Origin of the sequence: Nannocystis sp. (genome assembly GCF_016714285.1) — a bacterium.
GTDB lineage: Bacteria > Myxococcota_A > Polyangia > Nannocystales > Nannocystaceae > Nannocystis.
Genome location: NZ_JADJNN010000003.1, coordinates 1 through 18,860 on the forward strand (window position 1 = coordinate 1; position 18,860 = coordinate 18,860).

13 protein-coding genes are annotated in these 18,860 nt (G+C 70.4%); 5 read left to right on the forward strand and 8 right to left on the reverse strand.

The window, feature by feature from the left end; genetic code table 11:
• Together IPJ59_RS07670 and IPJ59_RS07675 are read right to left on the reverse strand one after the other, a co-directional pair.
• On the reverse strand, positions 1 to 1,529 hold a 1,529-nt coding region (locus tag IPJ59_RS07670; RefSeq protein ID WP_293270591.1), incomplete at its 3' end, for a serine/threonine-protein kinase.
• Positions 1,530 to 1,630: 101 nt separating this feature from the next.
• The gene (locus IPJ59_RS07675; protein WP_293271331.1) at positions 1,631 to 2,245 is read right to left on the reverse strand and encodes an RNA polymerase sigma factor; all 615 of its coding nucleotides are present in this window, start codon (positions 2,243 to 2,245) and stop codon (positions 1,631 to 1,633) included.
• Between the two features lie 167 nt (positions 2,246 to 2,412).
• Between IPJ59_RS07675 and IPJ59_RS07680 the strand changes: the two genes are divergently transcribed.
• A complete protein-coding gene (locus IPJ59_RS07680; RefSeq protein ID WP_293250032.1) occupies positions 2,413 to 3,462 on the forward strand; it encodes an ADYC domain-containing protein in 1,050 nt (349 codons plus the stop codon).
• 11 nt (positions 3,463 to 3,473) lie between these two features.
• Here IPJ59_RS07680 and IPJ59_RS07685 read toward each other — a convergent pair whose 3' ends face one another.
• The gene (locus IPJ59_RS07685) at positions 3,474 to 6,716 is read right to left on the reverse strand and encodes a serine/threonine-protein kinase (protein ID WP_293270592.1); all 3,243 of its coding nucleotides are present in this window, start codon (positions 6,714 to 6,716) and stop codon (positions 3,474 to 3,476) included.
• Between the two features lie 281 nt (positions 6,717 to 6,997).
• Between IPJ59_RS07685 and IPJ59_RS07690 the strand changes: the two genes are divergently transcribed.
• The gene (locus IPJ59_RS07690) at positions 6,998 to 8,464 is read left to right on the forward strand and encodes an ABC transporter substrate-binding protein (protein ID WP_293250036.1); all 1,467 of its coding nucleotides are present in this window, start codon (positions 6,998 to 7,000) and stop codon (positions 8,462 to 8,464) included.
• A gap of 191 nt (positions 8,465 to 8,655) precedes the next feature.
• Positions 8,656 to 10,218, forward strand: coding sequence for a serine/threonine protein kinase (locus IPJ59_RS07695; RefSeq protein ID WP_293270594.1), 1,563 nt, complete (start codon positions 8,656 to 8,658; stop codon positions 10,216 to 10,218).
• 140 nt (positions 10,219 to 10,358) lie between these two features.
• Here IPJ59_RS07695 and IPJ59_RS07700 read toward each other — a convergent pair whose 3' ends face one another.
• The 5 genes from IPJ59_RS07700 to IPJ59_RS07720 form a co-directional block, all read right to left on the reverse strand.
• Positions 10,359 to 11,225 carry a hypothetical protein gene (locus IPJ59_RS07700; RefSeq protein WP_293250040.1) on the reverse strand — a complete coding sequence of 289 codons (867 nt, stop codon included), beginning with the start codon at positions 11,223 to 11,225 and terminating at the stop codon, positions 10,359 to 10,361.
• A gap of 120 nt (positions 11,226 to 11,345) precedes the next feature.
• Positions 11,346 to 11,846, reverse strand: coding sequence for an SET domain-containing protein-lysine N-methyltransferase (locus tag IPJ59_RS07705; protein ID WP_366524565.1), 501 nt, complete (start codon positions 11,844 to 11,846; stop codon positions 11,346 to 11,348).
• Between the two features lie 49 nt (positions 11,847 to 11,895).
• Positions 11,896 to 14,070 carry an ATP-binding cassette domain-containing protein gene (locus IPJ59_RS07710; protein WP_293250045.1) on the reverse strand — a complete coding sequence of 725 codons (2,175 nt, stop codon included), beginning with the start codon at positions 14,068 to 14,070 and terminating at the stop codon, positions 11,896 to 11,898.
• Positions 14,071 to 14,218: 148 nt separating this feature from the next.
• Positions 14,219 to 14,977, reverse strand: a complete 759-nt coding sequence (locus IPJ59_RS07715; RefSeq protein WP_293250047.1) for a GNAT family N-acetyltransferase — start codon at positions 14,975 to 14,977, stop codon at positions 14,219 to 14,221.
• Complete coding sequence (locus tag IPJ59_RS07720) at positions 14,974 to 15,942, reverse strand: fatty acid desaturase (protein WP_293270596.1); 969 nt, start codon at positions 15,940 to 15,942, stop codon at positions 14,974 to 14,976. Before IPJ59_RS07720 ends, IPJ59_RS07715 begins: the two co-directional genes overlap by 4 nt.
• 159 nt (positions 15,943 to 16,101) lie before the next feature.
• Between IPJ59_RS07720 and IPJ59_RS07725 the strand changes: the two genes are divergently transcribed.
• Together IPJ59_RS07725 and IPJ59_RS07730 are read left to right on the forward strand one after the other, a co-directional pair.
• Positions 16,102 to 16,794 (forward strand): glutathione S-transferase N-terminal domain-containing protein, encoded by a 693-nt coding sequence (locus IPJ59_RS07725; protein WP_293270598.1) that lies wholly within the window; start codon positions 16,102 to 16,104, stop codon positions 16,792 to 16,794.
• Positions 16,795 to 16,843: 49 nt separating this feature from the next.
• Positions 16,844 to 18,847 carry a bifunctional aldolase/short-chain dehydrogenase gene (locus tag IPJ59_RS07730; protein WP_293270600.1) on the forward strand — a complete coding sequence of 668 codons (2,004 nt, stop codon included), beginning with the start codon at positions 16,844 to 16,846 and terminating at the stop codon, positions 18,845 to 18,847.
• Positions 18,848 to 18,860 lie beyond the last annotated feature (13 nt).

Consider the following 18,860-nt stretch of genomic DNA (forward strand, 5'->3'; position numbering starts at 1 on the left):
AGTTGATCTGACTGGCGCGCCCCGTGGTGGGTCTCGCAGGCCTCCGTGCGCATCGCCAGCCACTCCTGCGCGTAGGTGTCGAGGCGGGGCTGCACCCGTGCCCAGGTGTCGGCCGCGTAGGCGACCTTGGTGCCGGCGATCGCCGTCTGGACCGCCTGGCTGCGGGCGTCGTCCCAGACGCCGACGAGCTCGGCGTCGATGTCCTGGCACACGGGCGCGGCCGCCGGGAGCAGGGTGGCCGCGCCGAAGCTGCCGGCGCCGACGAAGCCGGCGAGCGCGGCCGAGGCGAACCAGCGACGCCGGGTCTGCGCCGGATCCTTGGCGAGTTCGGCGAGCAGCGCCGTCATCGACGGCCAGCGCTTGCTGGCGTCGACGGCGAGGCCGCGGACGAGCACCCGGCGGAGCCAGCCCGGCACGCGGTTGTTCGGTCCGGGCTCCTGCAGGCGCCCGGTCGTCACGCCAGCGATCAGCGTGCCGAGCGAGCTGCAGTCGAAGGGGTGGATGCCGTAGAGGCCCTCGTGCAGGCTGACGCAGAAGCTAAATTGATCGCTCTGCGCGTTGGCGATGCGGCCCTCGTGCTGCTCCGGGGCCATGTACGCCGGCGTGCCCATGATGGCGCCGGTGCGGGTGAGCGGCGTGTCGAGCAGGCTGCCCTTTGGCGCGCCCTGCTGGTTGTAAGCCCCGCTCTCGGGGGTGGCGGACAGCTCCTCGCTGCCGGCGTGCTCGAGCGCGCGGGCGAGGCCGAAGTCGAGGACCTTGACCGCGCCGTCGTCGCCGACGAGCACGTTGTGGGGCTTGAAGTCGCGGTGGACGATGCCGGCGCGGTGAGCCGCCTCGAGGCCGCGACCGGCGAGAATAAAGGTGTGAAGCACGGAGCGCCACGGCCTCGCCTCGCTCTTGAGCCAGGCGTCGAGGCTGTGGCCGCGGACGAACTCCATGGCGATGAAGATCTCGTGGTCGAGCGGCTCGACCTCGTAGACGGTGACGATGTTGGGATGGGAGAGGCGGGCCATCGCCTGCGCCTCGCGGAGCAGGCGGGTGCGGCCGTGTTGGTCGTGGCGGGTGGCCTCGCCGCGCAGCACCTTGACGGCGACTTTGCGGTCGAGCTGGTCGTCGTACGCGGTGTACACGACGCCCATGCCACCCTCGCCCAGGCGGTCGAGAACGGTGAAGCGGCCGATCTTGACGGGCTGGGCCCGGTTGCGGAACAGGCGGGCCTTGACGAGGTCGCGGGCGCGGCGGTCCTCGTCGCTCGGAGGCGGCGCGAGCTGGCGGCGGCTCGCGCCGTCGCCGTTGCTGAGCATGGTGGGGGCGAGGAGCGGTGAAGCGTGGTGCTCGTCGCGGGGGTCGGAGTCAGGGAGGGGAGTGCGGGTCTCGTCGAGGTCGATTGGCAGGGGAGTGAGCGTCTTCTCCAGGGCAGGGGGGAGCGGGGTCTGAGTCTTGGCGAGCGCCAGCTCGGGGTGGGGGCCACGACCATCCGACGACGCGAGCGTCTGGTCGAGACTGAGCTCGCGTGGTTCGTCATTCATGGCCACCCTCCGGATCACCCGTAGCATCGAGGGGACGAGTGTCGTCCGCGGCGGAAACAATTGCCTTGATCAAGAAGAACATCAGGCTGGCCGCGCGCGCCTCACTTGCGCTGCTTCAGGTCGTCGCGAAGATGCCGCGCCCAGCTCTCGAGGTCCGAGACCGTGCTGTGCAGCAGCGCCGGTGACGCGGCGAGCTGCTCGAGCTGCGCCTCGAGCAGCTGCTTGGCCCGACGGATGCGCGTGCGCGCGGTGCCCTCGGGGATCTCGAGCACGTCGCCGATGTCTCGCGCTGTCATGTTCTCCCAGAAGTACAGCTCGAGGATCATCTGCGACTCGATCGGGATCTTGCGCATGGCCTGCAGCAGCAGCCGTGTCTCCTGGGCCTGGGCCAGCAGGGTGGTAGGGGTCGGGCCGAGATCCTCGACCGAGCGCTCGGCCACGTCGAAGCGATCCCCGTCGCGTCGCTTGCCGCGGTAATGCTCGAGCAAGATGTTGCGCGCGACCCCAAAGAGGTACGCCTGGAAGCTGGTCCCCTCGCGCATCCGAGCCTGTGTCTCCAGGAGCACGAGGAAGGTCCGCTGGATGAGGTCCGGCGCGTGCTCGCCCGCCTTGCTGCGAAAGAACCGCGATAAAGCGTCGTAGAAGCGCTCAAAGAGCACCTCTCCGGCATCCTCGTCGCCGCCTCGCCAGGCCACCAGGAGCTGCTGATCATCCATCACGGGGCCGCATGTTAGCCAAAATCGCGAGCGCTGGGCCAGCGCGGGTGAGGACCCCGGTTCGAACCATGGTCAGCCATAGAAAATTCTCCGGCTTGCAGGCAATTGGTCGGGCATCGAGGATCACTAGTCCCCTGAAGCGCGGTGCGGTGGGAGCGGAGACAGCCATGAAGACCTTTATCAACAGCAACAACCTCCTTGCGATGGCCCTGATGTCCGTGGCAGCCGCCACGGGCTGTGACACCGGGGACGACGCCGACTTCGGCGCCGGCGACGTGACCGAGCGCTGCACCAACGGCTGCGGCATCAAGCTCAACACCTTCCTGTTCGGCAAGCTGGAGGCTGGCGAGCTCGCCCGCGACTTCACCGAGATCTACAACGACACCCGCCTCGCCGAGGTGCGCCTGCTGTGCACCAAGGATGGGAAGCAGGCGTGGCGCTTCCCCAAGTCGTGCAAGGAGAAGCCGACCTTCAAGCTCGAAGAGGTGTGGTCCGACCGGGGTGAGCTCAAGGGCAAGGCTGAGGGCCTCGAGTTCGGGCGCGCCGACTTCCTCAAGTCGGAGTGGGACATCGCGTTCTACGAGAACGGCCAGCAGAACGACCAGGTCACGCTCACCGTGAACAAGTACGAGGAGCAGCCCGGCTTCCACTTCTACACCTTCGACTATCCGAACACCGACCAGAGCGGCCCGAAGGACACCCTGACGGTCCCGGCCTGCAAGGAGACGCTCGACCCCGTGACCGGCCAGTACGTTGGCACCAAGGCCGTAGCGATCGAGGACATCGTCGTCGACACCACCACCGGGGTTATCGACCGCAAGAAGGGCATGATCTACATCGCCTGTGTCTCCGCGGCGGTCGGCAAGGCGACGCTCTGGGGCTTCACGCCCTACGACGCGCAGGTCGATGTCGAGAACTTCACCACCGCGGTGCGGGTCGTCCGCGCCGACTACTGCGGCGACGGCGACTCGTGGACCACGGTCGGCAACGCGCTGCAGCTCGCGGACAAGTGGGGCTACAGCAGCTTCAACAACAACCCCGGCCCGACCGAGGCGCTCTGGGGCGAGCACGGCGCGGCCTGCCTCGGCACGCCGCGCTGGCAGGGCACGTACAGCTACAGCGACGTGACCTGCAACGGCAACAAGATCGAGCCGTGCAAGGTCGGCGCTGACCTCGGCACCTACGAGGGCACGAAGTTCTGGTCGACCCTCCCCTAGTCGGCGGCGGGTCAACGAAGCTTCGCCAGCACGGCGTCGGCGTCGGCCCGCTTGCTGGCGAACTCGGCCGGGTCGAGCCCGGCGAAGCCTTCGCGCGCGTTCAGGGCGAGGGCCCGGGCGCGCGCTCGGTCCGTTGGTTTGCGGACCGCGAGCGCCTGGGCGAGCCGTAGCTTGGCCTCGAAGACGTCCTGCGGCAGCGCCTCGCTGCTGGCCTCGTAGATCTGCAGCGAGCGCTCGGCCGGCGTGGTCGCGTCGCCGCCCGCGAGTCGTTCGAGCTCGGACTGCGCGGCGAGGCAGGCGGCGACGTCGGGGTGCTGCGGCCCGAGGGCGCGCGTGCGGATCGCCAGCGCGGCCGTCAGGCGCTCGCGCGCCTCGGGGTAGCGGCGCTGACGGGTGAGGGTGGCGCCGAGGTTGAACAGGCTGGTCGCGACCAGCGGGTGGTCGGCGCCGAGGGTCTTCTCGCGGATCTGCAGCGCCCGCTCCTGATGCGTGACCGCCGAAGTGAGGTCGCCCTGCTCCGTCTCGATCTCGCCGAGGTTGTCGAGGTTGTAGGCGACGTCGGGGTTCTCGGGGCCGAAGGCCTGCTCGCGGATCTTCAGCGCGCGCTGGTAGTAGACCAGGCTCTCGGTGAGCTTGCTCTGGTTGCGCAGCACCAGGCCGATGTTGGTCAGCGAGTAGGCGACGGTCGGGTGGTCGGGGCCGAGGGTCTTCTCGTGGATCGCCAGCGCGTGTTCGTAGTTGGCGCGGGCTCCTTCGAGGTCCTCCGTCATCAGCTCGGCGTTGCCGAGGTTGACCCACGAGGCGGCGGTGTTCGGATGGTCGGGTCCGAGGCTCTGCTCGCGGATCGTGAGCGCGCGCTGATAGTGGTCCCGCGCCCGGGCGAACTCGCCGCGGGCGTAGTCGACGGCGCCGAGGCTGTTCTCGGTGTCGGCGACGCGGGAGTGCTGCCCGCCGAGCACGCGCGTGCGGATCGCCAGGGCCTCGCCGAGGTGGGACTCGGCGTCGTCGTAGCGGGCGAGGCGGTAGTCGTTGTTGCCGAGGTCGTGCAGCGAGGAGGCGACGTCGGGGTGATCGTTGCCGAGGGTGTGACGACGGGTGTCGAGGGCGCGACGGAAGTAGCGGTCTGCGGCCTCGAACTCGCCCTTGCTGTTGTAGGTGGTGCCGAGCGCGGCGAGCACGTCGGCGATCGCCAGGTCGCGGGCGTGGGTCTCGTTGTCGGCAGGCAGGCCCTCGTACAGGGCGAGCGCGCGGCCGCTGATCTCGATCGCCTCGGCGAAGCGAGCCTGCGCGTGCAGCACCCCCCCGATCGCGGCGAGCAGGCGAGCGGTGAGGACCGTGTCGTCGCCGGCCCAGGCGATCGCGGCCTCGCCGGCCAGGCGCATGGCCAGGCCGCGCTCGGGTTGGGCCTCCTCGACGCCGACGAGGTGGATGAGTTCGATCCACGCCTCGGCGGCGGCGGTCGCGTGCTTGCCCACCGCGGCTGTCCGCACCGCCTCCGACAGCGCTGCCTCGGCCTCGCGCATCTTGCCCGACTGAAACAACAGGTCACCCTCGATCACCAGCGCCTCCGCGAGCACCGGCGCGTAGGCCAGCTCGCGTGCGGTCTCGGCGGCGACCCTCGCGGTCTGCAGGCCCGGACCGTACTTGCCGGCCCGCTCGAGCGCTCGCGCCGAGTCGAGCTGCACGCGCACGCCGTCGACCGCGGCCCGCGTCTGCACGTCGGCGGGCGGCACGACGGCGGATGTCAGCGCGTCCTCGTCGGTGCAGCTGCGCAGGTCGTTGAGGCCGGCGACCATCTGCACCGCGCGCTCGAGCACCGGCGCGTCGGCGCGGGTGAACACGGCGGTGACGGCTCTCAGCTCGCTGAGGCGGCGCGCGAGGCAGGCGTTCTGGAGGTGGAGGAGCTCGACGCTCTGGGTGTGGTCGATGTGAGTCGCGGTGCAGGCCGCGGTCTGCACGCGCACCCAGCCGTTGGTGTAGCTGTCGAGGGTCCGGGCGACGCGCTGCCAGGTATCTTCGGCGAAGGTGCTGTCACCGGCGGCGAGGAAGGCGGTGTGGGCGGCCTTGCGGGTGTCGTCGTCCCACACGCCGGCGAGGTGTTGCTCGGCGTCGGCGCAGCGCTGGGACGACTGGGCCAGGTACTGCGCGTAGCCGACGGCGGCGAGGGCGAGCAGGCCGAGGCCGGTGGCCACGGCGAGCCAGCGCTTGCGCTGGTTGCTGGGGTCGCGGGCGAGGGCGTCGATGAGCTCGGAGATCGTCGCGTAGCGGTGGGTGGGGTCGCAGCTCAGGCCCTTGAGCAGGACCTTGCGCAGCCACGGCGGCACCCGGGCTTGCGACTCGCGCGGGGCCTCGGCCACCTTGCCGCCGACCACCGCCATCGCCAGGCTCGCCATGGTGTCGGCCGGGAACGGCGGCGTGCCGTAGAGCGCCTCATAGAGTCCGACACAGAAGCTGAACTGGTCGGTGCGCGCGTCGGTCGGCAGGCCGAGGTGCTGCTCCGGAGACATGTACGCTGGCGTCCCCATCACCGCGCCCTGTTGGGTGAGCTCGCGGCTGAGCGACTGCATGCTGCTGGCAAGCTCGAGGGCGCTGCGCTCCGGCTTGTCCGCCCGCTCGCCGCCCTCCTCGGTCGACTTGGCGAGTCCGAAGTCCAGGACTTGCGCCTGACCGGCGGTGGACACGAGCACGTTCTCGGGCTTGAAGTCGCGGTGGACCAGGCCGGCGTCGTGCGCGGCCTGCAGGCCGCGGCCGGCCTGGATGAACACCGCGAGCACCTCCTTGCGGGTCCGCGGGCGCGCGCGCAGCCACGACTTGAGGGTGGAGCCCTCGACGAACTCCATGGCGATGAAGACGCGGTCGCCGTAGGAGCCGACGTCGTGCACTGCGACGACGTTGGGGTGGCGCAAGCGGGCCATCGCCTGGGCCTCGCGCAGCAGTCGGGCGTGGCCGTCGACGCGCGACTGGGTCGCGCCGCCGCGGGTGATGGCCTCGCTGTGCAGCAGCTTGAGCGCGACCTTGCGGTCGAGCTGCGGGTCGTAGGCCGCGTAGACCACGCCCATGCCGCCGGCACCGAGCGGGTTCAGGACCACGTAGCGACCGACCAGCTGTCCGTGGCCGATCTCCTCGGGCGTGCGCGTGAAGGTCGAGCCGCTGCCGCCGATCGTGCGCGCCATGCTGATCTCCTCCGCGCCCTGGCCGCGTGCGCCCAGGACCGAGGGCGCCTCGTGGACGAGGGTGGCGTCGCGGGGGTCCACGGCGGCGAGTGTACCACCCTCATCCATGCGCCCCGGCGGGCGCCTTCGCGCGGCGTACGCGTGCCATTGTCGGGTTCGACATGGCCGTTGCGACCTGTGCGATCGAACATGTCCTAACGGATAGGCGAGGCTGATTCGCGCGCCCCCGAGGCGTTATTTTGCATGATCGTCCGTATATTTGTATCAGTGGGGCACGAGGCCAACTTTTCGCCACTGCACCGCGACCAGGAGCCTCGTTGGGGCGGTAGGAACTTGGCCGCCTTGGTACTAAGATGCCGCCGATGTCACGCGCTTTTCTTCGGACCTGCCTCACCGCCTCTGGTCTGGTCGCTGTCGCTGTCGCCACCGCGGCGCTGACCGTCGCCTGCTCCGTGGTCACGAAGGTCGACTACAACGAATGCGTGAGCAGCGACGAGTGTCGCGGCGCGTTCGGGCTCGGGTGGGTCTGCGGCGACGCGGGGCTGTGCCAGGAGGTGGAGACCCTCAAGCGCTGCGACAGGGTGTTCCCGGAGGACCTGTTCACCAACCCGGATGCCTACCGCGACGCGATCATCTTCGGCTCGCTGTTCGACCACAACACAGCGGACGGCGACCTCATCCTGGTCAACGCCGCCAGCCTGGCGATCGACGAGGCCAACGCCTCCGGCCTCACGGAAGGGCGGCTGTTTGGCATCGTCCACTGCGACTATCAGGAAGACCCGAAGATCGACGCGCTGACCTCGGAAGAGGCCACCGTGGCGTCTGCGAAGTACCTCGTGGACGAGCTCGGCGCGATCGCCATCATCGGCCCGGGCTATTCCAGCCTCGCCGAGGCGCTGTTCAAGGAGCTCCAGAGGCCCGAGCACGATCCCACCGCCGTCATCATCTCGCCTTCGGCCACCAGCGACAGCCTCACTGACATCGATGTCCGCGACGGCGACAAGCCGGGCCTGTTCTGGCGCACCGCTCCGCCTGACGGGCAGCTCGGGGCCAACTTGGCCGGGCACATGACCGCCGAGAACGTCACCAGCGCCACGGTCATCTACGCGAACGACGCCTACGGCAGCGGCCTCGCCACCGCGTTGCAGCAGAACTACGACGGCACCATCGAGCTGCTCGCCTTCACCACCCAGGACGACATCCTGGCCCACGTGCAGACGGTCAGCAAGAAGGCTCCGGGCGACGACGTCGGCGTCGTGTTCATCGGCTCGGAGGTGTCCCAGGCGACGGCCTTTCTCAACGCGGCCCAGCCCTACGCCTTCTATGCCATGTCGCGCATCTACCTCGGCGACGCGGCCTACAACAAAGATTTCCTCGACGGCACCAAGGAGGCGGCAAGCCTCTATCCGCGGGTCCGTGGGGTCTTTCCGGGTGCGCCCGCCGGCGACAATTACGACTCGTTCGTGTCGCGCTACCTCGCGGTCTTCAAGCAGAACCCGAAGGACGCCTCGTACTCGTCGCAGACCTACGATGCCACCTGGCTGGCCATCTATGGCACGGCCTGGGCCGAGTACCAGCGCAAGGGCGAGCTGACCGGCCTGAACGTGGCCTTCGGCCTGCAGCGCATCAGCGACACCAAGGGCGTCGCGGTCGACATCAGCCGCGACGGCTGGAACGTCGTGAAGCGCGAGTTCAAGGCCGGGCACAGCATCGACATCACCGGCGCCTCGGGTGATCTCCAGTACGACCCGGAGACGGAGGAGACCACCGCGACCGTCGTCTACTGGCAGATCAAGCCGGACGGTACCGCCTTCGAGAACGTGCCGTGAGGTGTGTGCGGGCTCATGGCTCCAGCCGGTGCGCGTGCTGTGGCCAGGCGCGGGCCCGAGCGGTCGGACCCTCCGAGGCCCTCACTCGTACCACGGCGATGGATCGTGTACGCTCGGCACGATAGAGGTTGAAGTACGTGGCAGGCCAAGAAACACCCAATCCAGCGCGGACGATCATCTCTGCCGCCGGCGTGCCGCAGCCGATGACGGGTGAGTTCGTGGCCCGCAGCAGCGATGGCATGGGCGCCGGTATGGGCGCCAATCTCGTCGGGGTGGCCCTCCTGGGCCGTTATCAGGTCCAGGCCCATATCGGCGACGGCGGCATGGGCACCGTGTACCTCGCCGAGCACACGACGATCCTCAAGAAGTTCGCGGTCAAGGTCCTGAGCGCCGAGCTATCGGTGCGCCCCGACCACGTCGACCGCTTCATGCGTGAGGCCCGGTCGGCCTCGATGATCAACCACCCCAACGTCGTCGAGATCACGGACTTCGGGGTCACGCCGGACGGCCAGCCCTTCTTCGTGATGGAGTACCTGCAGGGCAAGGACCTCTCGCAGGTGCTCGCCGAGGCGGGCTCGTTGCCGTGGAAGCGGGTCCGGTTGATCGCGCTGCAGATCTGCCACGCGCTGCAGGCCGCCCACGACCAGGGCGTGATCCACCGCGACATGAAGCCGGGCAACGTCGTGCTGGTCAAGCGCGGCAACACCCCGGAGCACGTCAAGGTCCTCGACTTCGGCATCGCCAAGGTGCTCGGTCAGGAGGGCGAGGTGAAGGGCCTGACCCAGAGCGGCATGGTCGTCGGCACGCCCGAGTACATGTCGCCCGAGCAGGGCTGGGGCCAGCCGGTCGACCACCGCGGCGACATCTATGCCCTCGGCGTCATCATCTACGAGCTCCTCACCGGCAAGATCCCGTTCTCGGGCTCGACGATGATGGAGATCCTGAACCGGCACATGTTCGAGGTGCCGGACGTGAAGCACCCGAACATCCCCGATGAGGTCGGCGCGATCATCCTCAAGGCGATGCAGAAGGACCGGGCGCTGCGCTTCCAGTCGATGAACGAGCTCGGCGCGGCGATCGAGGCCGTCGGCACGGGGGCCAGCCCGGTCACCGTGGTCGACGAGGAGATCAAGACCCCCTGGGGGCCCGTCACCGCCCGCTTCACTTCGGTGTCGCCGGTGGTCATGCCGCAGCAGCGCAGCTGGGTGTGGCTCAGCGTGCTCTCGGCGGTCATCGCCGTCGGCGCCCTGGTGTTCGCCATGTGGCCCGACGCCGTCCCGGCGCCCGTGCAGCCGATGCAACCCGTCGTGGCTGCGCCGGTCGAGCCGAGCGAGACACCCGAGGTGGCGCCCAAGCCGGTCGTGCTGCCGCCCGAGGTCGAGAAGGTCCAGTTCACCATCACGACGCCCGGCGTCAACGCGCAGATCCTCGACGCCCGCGACGAGGGCATCTACGGCATGACCAACGACGCCGCCGGTGTGATGGTCAAGAAGTCCGACGAGCCGCTCGAGCTCATCCTCCGCGCCAAGGGCTTCGAGGACAACCGCTTCTCCATCATCCCCAACCAGGACAAGCGCTTCGACAAGGTCCTGGCCGCCACCAAGGCCGGCAGCACCTCCAAGCCAGTCCGACCCAAGGGCGACCCCAAGGTCGGCAAGCCGGACACCAAGCTGCCGACCGAGACCAAGGCCGTCGACCCCGGCGACGACAGCGGCCTCGGCAGCGACCTCAAGAACCCCTTCGGCAAGAAGTGAGGGCCTGATGGCAGAAGGGACATGTCCTGCAGGACATGTCCCTTTCTGTCGCCGGTCCGAGGAATCTGGGCGTCACCCCGCAGCTCGGCGAACATGTCCTGCAGGACATGGCCCCCCGATCTGCGAGGCGTCGCCGCGCTCTAGAAGCGCAGGCCGAGCGTGAGCCCGGCTCCGCGTGGCCCGGCGTAGGGCGCCAGCTGGGCCTTCTGTTCGGCGTTGCCCTTGTTCTTCTTGGTCGCCTTGAGGACGAGCACCGTGACGAGGCCGATGGCAGCCGCGCCAGCGACCGCGAAGCCGATGTCGGCGATGAGGGCGGAGGTCTTGCGGCCGTCGAGGGCGCTCTGGCCGGCGTCGGAGCAGAAGCGGCCGTCGCCAGCGTCCATGCACTGGTCGAGGGCGTCCTTCTTCTGACCGGTGGCCTTGAGACCGAAGCCGACACCGAGGCCGAGTCCCACGGCGACACCCGCGGTGAGGGCGATGGCGGCGGGCCCGAACAGGCGGTCCTTCTTGGGCGGCGGCTGGTCCGTCGGCGGGTTGTTGGTCGGAGGATTCGGGTCGGGCTGCGGGTTGGTGACCGGGTTGGTCTGGTTCGCCGCGGCCGCGTCGCGCTCCTTCTGCTCCTTCTCCTTCTGTCTCTGATCGAGCGCCTGGATCCGGCGTGAGAGGGCCTCGCGCTCCTTCTCGGGGGCGAAGGCCCGGTACTGGTCGAGGTAGCGCCGCGAGTTGGCGAAGTCGCCGAGGCGCTCGTAGGCGTTGCCGATGTTGTAGAGGAGCTGGGGCTCCTTCGACAGCTCGTAGCTCTCCTGGAACGCGAGGATCGCCGACTCGTACGAGCCCTCGGTGTAGAGGCGCTCACCGTTGCGGTACAGCTCCTCGGCGCGCTTGAGGTTCGCGGCCCTCTCGTCGCCCGCAGGCGGCGCACTCGCAACCGCCTGCGCCGACACGCGGAGCGGCGCGAACGCGAGGCCGAGGCTCAGGAGGAGGACAGCGCTGTCTCGGATCTTCATGCGAACCTGGGGGCGGCCGGGCCGCGAATGGCGCCAGTATAGGGGCGCAGCGTCCAGGGAGGCAAGTACACCCGCCCGCCAAGGCAGGCCGGGCCTAGCTGCCCTTTGGGTCAGGCCCGCTCAGGCCTTGGTGCGCTCGGCCGCGAGTCGCTGACGCAGGTAGGGCGAGGCGAGCGGGGCCAGGGCGTCCTGCTCGGCGGGTGCGAGCCAGCGAAAGCCGCTGATCGAGCGCATGCAGCCGGCCGCGCCGCAGCCGCAGCGAAAAGGCGCGGCCATGTCCCACTCGGAGCTCAGATAGTTGAAGCTGAGCTCCTCGCCGGCCACCAGCGGGCGAAGGGCGACCAGCTCCAGGCGATCGAAGACGAGGGCGCAGTTGGGGTCGCAGCTGTGATTGAGGTAGTCGTCGATCTCGCCGGTCCCGGCCTGGTGGCGGTGCTCGTCGATCTGGATCGTGTGCTGCGCCCGCTGCTCGACGAAGACCTCGGCGATCGCCATCAACACCTCACCGGCGGAGATCGCCTCCACGGCGAAGACTCCCAGTCCCTCGGCGCCGGGGCGTAACTCAATCTTCGGGCTCGACCAGGTGCGAGCCCGCGGCAACGGGGCGATACGAGCATCCATGGGTTCCAATCTTTAGACCGAGAGCCTAAACCCGGGCCTAGCCCAATGACTAGACCAGAGTTTGTGGGACCGTGCCACGCAGCTCCGACACGATGTTGAACTGACTGCGTAGCCGCGGGTCACTTTGGATCAGTTCCATGAACTGGCGGCGCTGGAGGGTCAGGAAGATGCAGGGGGTGAGCGTGCGGATCGTCGCGTTTCGCGGGGTGTCCTTCAACAGGGCGACCTCTCCGAAGTGGTCGCCGTCCTGCAATGTGGCCACCTGTACGTCCGTGCCGTCGGGCTGGCGCTTGAGCACGGCGACCTTGCCGCGGGCGATGATGTAGAACTTGTCGACCGTGGTGTCGCCCTCGCGGATGACCTTGCGGTCCTCGGAGACCCGCTCGCTGAGGAACATCTTGGCCAGCTTGGCCAGCATGGCGTCGGCGAGCTTGGACAGCACCGGCACGGCGCGCAGGCGTTCGGGCTCGATGCCCGCGCGGGCGCCGTCCTCGCTGATGACGAGGCCCTGCTGCTTGTCCCACAGCTTCTTGTACATGCCGCCCTGGGCCAGCAGCTCGTTGCTGTTGCCCTGCTCGACCAGGCGACCGCGATCGAAGACGAGGATCTGGTCGGCGTTGACGGTGGAGGCGAGGCGGTGGGTGACGGAGATGACGGTGCGCTGGCGACCGAGGCGCTCGAGGGTGGTGTTGACGGCGGCCTCGGTGGTGGGGTCGAGCGCCGAGGTGGCCTCGTCGAGCAGGAGGATCGCGGGGTCACGGACGATCGCCCGGGCGATCGCCACGCGCTGACGTTGGCCGCCGGACAGTCGGCCGCCGCGCTCGCCGACGATCGTGTCGTAGCCGTCGGGCAGGCTGACCACGAGGTCGTGGATCTCGGCCGCCCGCGCGGCGGCCTCGACCTCCTCGTCGCTGGCGTCAGGCCGACCGAAGCGGATGTTCTCGCGGATCGTGGTGTTGAACAGGAAGCTCTCCTGGAACACGATGCCGAGCTGACCGCGCAGCGAGCCGAGCGTGGCGCTGCGGAGGTCGCGACCGTCGAGGGTGACGGCGCCGGTGTCGGGGTCGTAGAAGCGGGCGATGAGGGCGAGCGCGGTGCTCTTGCCTGAGCCGCTGCCGCCGACCACGGCCACGTTGGCGCCGCGGCGGATCGTGAAGCTGACGTGGTCGAGGTTCTTGTGCTCGCCGGTGTACGAGAAGTTCACGTCGGCGAAGGCCAGTGCGTCGGCGATCGGCGGCAAGGCGGCGGCGGCGGCGGCGTCGGCGACGTGCGGGGTCGTGTCGAGCAGCTCCTGGATGCGCCGGATGCCGCCGGCCGCGAGCAGCAGGGGGGGCATGACGCGGGTCAGCGAGGTGACGTAGCTGCTGAGGTAGCCGAGCAGGACGTTGAAGGCGATCAGCGAGCCGAGCGAGAGCTCGCCGTTGAAGCACTGCACGGCGCCGAAGCCGAACACGGCGATCTGCAGCAGCAAGAAGGCGAGGTTCGGCGTGCGCTCGACCAGGTAGGCGAGCAGGTTGAAGCGCAGGCTGATCTTGTAGAAGCCGCGCAGCTGGCTGCGGAAGGCGCCGAGCTGCAGCGGGGCGAGGCTGAAGGCGCGGATGACCGGCTGGGCGCTGACGTTCTCCTGCACGGTGCTGGCGATCTTGGCCTCCTCGTGGCGCACGAGGTAGCTGTCGCGCTCGGCCCGGGGCCCGAGGATGCGCGGGCCGAGCATGGCGAGCGGGAGGCCGAGCACGGTGAGCAGCGCGAGCTGCCACGAGAAGATGAACAGCAGGGTGGAGATCGTGATCAGGCCGAGGGTGCCGAGGATGGTCTCCGGGATGGCGAGGATCACCGCGTTCTGCACGGCCGAGAGGTCGGTGGAGAAGCGCGACATGATGTCGCCGATCTGGACCTTCGAGTAGTAGCCGGCGGACAGGCGCTGCAGGTGCTCGAACATCCGCAGGCGGAGGTCGTTCATCACGCTGGTGCCGAGCCGCGCGTAGAGGTAGTCACGGCCGATCGCCGCCATCGCCGAGAGCAGCGCGGCCGCGACCAGGCCGATGAGCACCGACCACAGCAGCGCCTCGTCGTGCTTGGCGATCGCCTCGTCGACGATGTACTGGAAGCTCATGCCGAACAGCACGGCCCACGCGAGGTCGATCAGCAGGCCCGCGAGCAACAGCCAGACCTGAGCCCGGTAGGGCTGGAGGTACAGCAGGATGACTCGCAGGGCGCTGAGCATGAGGACGGGCTGCGCGATTTCGTGAGACGCCCGCGCGGCGACGCGTGCGGCCGAGGCCCGCATGGTGACACAAGCCGCGGACGCCCGGGGAGTCGCGGTGACGCCGACGAGCGCGAGCCCTGGCGCGGCGCCTGGCCCGGGTGCGGGGCTATGGGCTGCGCGTGAGGCTGTGCGCCGCGGCGGCGAGGCGGAGCAGGCGGGCTCGGCGACGCGGGTCGGTCTGCGCGTCGGGGTCGAGGGCGGCGCGCGGGACGACGAAGATGTCAGAGGTGATCGCGCCGACGCCCTCGTAGTGTTCGTCGATGCGGCCGACCTGCAGCGCCCCGACGGCGGCCAGCAGCGGGCGAGACGCGAGGTTGCGCACTGGCTCGTCGACGACGGTCGTGACCACGACGGCGCAGCCCTCGGCGAACAGGGTGGCGAGCGCGTGGTAGGCGAGCAGGACGCCGAACATGGCGAGGCCGGGCTCGGGGAGCAGCGCGAGCTGGTCGAGGTAGGCGAGGGGCAGGCGCTCGAGCTCGCCGAGCAGCGCGCGTCGCGGGCCGAGGTCGATCTGCTCGCGGCGTCGCCACAGCTCCGAGGCCCGCAGCTCGGCGTCGGCGAGCGCCGCGGCGAAGCCGATGACGGCGCCGCCGCAGCTGAGCACCTGGGTGCGTCCGTGGGCGATCAGGCGGGCGTACTGCGCGGGCGAGGTGCCGAGCAGGAAGCCGCCGCGGCCGGGCGCGTCGGCCTGGAGGCGCAGGCGCTGCTTGATCGCCAGGATCGCGGGGAGGTCGTCGGCGACGGCGGGCCGCAGGCGCGGGGCGGGCGCGGTGGACATGGCCTCGGGGACAGATAGATCGACGGACATGGTCTTGGGGACAGCTTGGTCGGACATGACCTCGGGGACAGCTTGCACGCGGCTCACGGGGCGGACTCCGGCGGCGGGCGCTCGACGAAGCTCGGGCCGCGCAGCTGCTGCAAGATCGCGGCGGCGAGGGTGTCGACGCGCTGGTTTTCCGGGTGGGCCGGGGTCACGCGCAGGGTCGGCAGCAGGTACCACGGGAGCGTGGGGTCGGCGTGGTGGGTGGCGTGCTCGCTGAAGTTGAGCATGACCCACGAGAGCAGCCGGCTGCGCGGGCGCAGCGAACGGACGTTGTGCCGGACCTCGCCGCCGAGCGTGGTGTCGTAGTGATAGATGTAGAGCATCAGCGACCACAGCCACGCGAAGGCCAACAGCGGCAGGCCGAGGGTGGCGAGCCAGAGCTCGCGGCCGCCGAGGCGCCAGACCAGGAGGTGCAGCGCGGCGCCGGCGAGCAGCTCGAGCCAGGCGCGCAGGCGGTGGCGCGGGCGCCAGCCGTGAAACGCGGGTGAGACGCGGCGGGCGACGGCGGTGGGGAGCAGGAGGAAGAGCACCACCGAGACGAGCGAGTGGATAAAGAAGCCGCCGGCGAACACGGCGAGCAGCCAGAGGGTGAAGCCGCTGACGCGGGCGAGGCGGCGACGCCACGGAGGGCCGGGCGGGAGGAGGACGACGTCGAGGGTGGCGACCCCGGGGGCGCGGCGGTTGTGGCCGTGGTGAAAGCCGTGGATCTTGCGGACGACGGCGAAGGGGGCGAGCAGCGGCGCGAACATGAGGGCGCCGAGGAGGTCGTTGAGGCGGGGCTGGTCGGGGAAGAGCTTGCCGTGGACCGCCTCGTGGCCGACGTTGAAGAGGCGGTCGAGCCACAGGCCGAGGGCGAGCAGCAGCGGCGGGGCAGCGAGCAGGCGCGGCCAGCCGTCCAGCTGGAAGGCCGCGGCCGAGGCGGCGCACAGGCCGAGGTAGATCAGCAGGGTCTCGAGCACCAGCCGCGTGGAGATCCACGCGTGGGCGGGTGAGCGGTCGCTGGACACGCGGCGAGCTTAGCGGAGTTTTCGCGGGGCCTGGCTGCGAGGCACCGGAGCTCGCGCACCTGGCGGACACGGGGGGGGGGGGGGGGGGGTCTGCGGGTCGATGGGGTCGAGCCGCGATGGTGGCTGGCCAGTTCGTCGCACTCGGGCTACACGCTGGCCATGTCGCGCGTCCTCGATGTCTCCACCTCGTATCTGTCCTCCGGGCTGCGCCTCGGCGCTGGCGTGTTCGTCCGCGGCGTCGGTGCCCGGCCGGAGGCGCGGATCCGCCTGTACGAGTTCGAGGCCTGCCCGTTCTGCCGCAAGGTCCGCGAGATGTTGACGGTCCTCGACCTCGACGCGGCGATCTTCCCGTGCCCGAAGGGCGGGACGCGCTTCCGCGGCGAGGTGGAGCGGCGCGGCAAGCTGCAGTTCCCCTTCATGATCGACCCGAACACGGACACCGAGCTGTTCGAGTCGGACAGCATCGTGCGCTACCTGGCCGAGCGCTACGGCGACGGCACGGTGCCGCTGTCGCTGCGGCTCGGGCCGCTGACGGTGCTCAGCGGGTCGCTGGGGTCGCTGCTGCGGTTTCCTCGCGGGACCTGGGTGCGGAGCTCGCGGCAGCCGGAGGGGCCGCTCGAGCTGTACAGCTTCGAGGGCTCGCCGTACTGCCGCATCGTCCGCGAGGCGCTGTGCGAGCTGGAGCTGCCGTACGTGCTGCACAACGTCGGTCGCGGCAGCGGCAAGCGCGATGACTTTCGCCAGCTCGCGGGCAAGCTGCAGGTGCCCTACCTGATCGACCCCAACAACGGCACGGCGATGTTCGAGTCGGCGCAGATCGTGAAGTACCTCGAGCAGAACTACGCGCTGTGAGCTCGTGCCGGGCTTCTCGGCTGCCGGCGCGGGCTGTAAGGTCACCGCCATGAGAAGCGCCTGGTCCGACGCCGACGCCCGCGCGGCCGTCTCCCACTACACCGCCCGCTATCCGCGCAGCTGCAACGAAGACGTGGCGCTGCGGGTGTACAGCTCGCGCCTGCTCGGCCGCGAGGCGGCGCTGGTGCTCCACGGCGGCGGCAATACGTCCGTCAAGACGACCCTGCCGGATGACCTCGGCGAGCCCACCGCGGTCGCGTGCATCAAGGGCAGCGGCTGGGACCTGGCGAGCCTCGAGCCGCCAGGACTGCCAGCGGTGCGGCTGGCCCCGTTGCAGGCGCTGCGCCGGCTGCCGGGGCTCAGCGACGAGGCGATGGTGGCGGCCCTGCGCGCGCGCCTGCTCGACCCGTCGGCGCCGAATCCGTCGGTGGAGGCGCTGCTGCACGCCTTCCTGCCGCACAAGTTCATCGACCACTCGCACGCGGACGCGGTGCTCGCGGTGGTCGACCAGGCGCACGCGGCGGAGCTGTGCGAGGAGGTTTACGGGGCCGACTACGCGGTGGTGCCGTACGTGATGCCGGGCTTCGCGCTGGCGCTGCGGGCCGCGGAGGCCCAGGCGGCGGCGCCGGGCTGCCGCGGGCTGCTGCTGCTCGGGCACGGGCTGTTTAGCTTCGGCGAGGACGCGCGCGAGAGCTACGAGCGGCACGTCGAGGCGGTGACGCGGGCGGAGTCGCGGGCGAGGCGGGTGCAGGTGAGCGTGCCAGCGCCGACCCCGGATGAACGCGAGTACCTGCGGGTCGCGCCGCTGCTCCGCGGACGTCTCGGTCGCCGGGAGATCCTCCACTGGCGACCTGTCCCGGAGGCCATGTCGTTCGCGGCCGACCCGGCGCTGCGCGAGCTGTGCGGGCGCGGGCCGGTGACGCCGGACCACGTGATCCGGACCAAGCAGCGGCCGCTGGTGCTGGACGCGGGGGCCGACGCGGCGGCGATCGAGCGCGCGCTGGCCGAGTACCGGGGGCGCTACGCCGCGTACTTCCACGCGCAGCAGGCGGCGCGCGGGGTGACGCGGGTGATGCTGGACCCGGACCCGCGGGTGGTGCTGATGCCGGGGCTCGGCATCGTCGCCGCGGGCGTCGACGAGGCGGCGGCGAAGATCGCGGCGGACCTGTACGAGCACACGATCGCGGTCATCCGCGACGCCGAGCAGATCGGCCGCTACCAGGCGCTGCCGGACGGCGACATCTTCGACATGGAGTACTGGTCGCTCGAGCAGGCCAAGCTCGGCAAGGCGACGCCGCGGGCGCTGGCGGGGCAGGTCGTGTACGTGACCGGCGCGGCCTCGGGGATCGGCCTGGCCTGCGCGCGGCGCTTCGCGGCGGCCGGGGCGGCGCTCTACCTGGTCGACCGCGACCCCGGCGTGCACGCGGTCGCGGCGGGCCTGAAGGCGGCGAGCGAGGTGGTCGACGTCACCAGCCGCGCGGCGGTCGAGGCCAGCCTCGATCGCGTGGTGCTGCGCTTCGGCGGCGTCGACGGGGTGGTCTCCAACGCGGGCGCGGCCTTCCAGGCGCCGATCGCAACCTGTCCCGAAGACCAGCTGCGCGCCAGCCTCGAGCTGAACCTGCTGTCGCACCAGTGGGTCGCGGCGGCGGCGATGCGGGTGCTGACGGCCCAGGGCAGCGGCGGCTTCCTGCTGTTCAACGCGTCGAAGGCGGCGTTCAACCCGGGCGAGGGCTTCGGGCCCTACGCGGTGGCCAAGGCGGGGCTGGTCGCGCTGATGAAGCAGTACGCGCTCGAGGGGGCGCGGGTGGGGGTGCGGGCCAACGCGGTCAACGCGGACCGCGTGCGCACCGGCCTGTTCGCGCCGGGCGTGGTCGAGGCGCGGGCGGCCGCGCGGGGGCTGGCGCCGGATGCGTACTTTCGCGCCAATTTGCTGGGCCGCGAGGTGACGGCGGAGGACGTGGCGGAGGCGTTCCTGTGCCTCGCGCTGGCGGGGAGCACGACCGGGGCGGTGCTGCCGGTGGACGGCGGCAACCTGGCCGCGGCGCCGCGCTGAGGTGTTACACAGG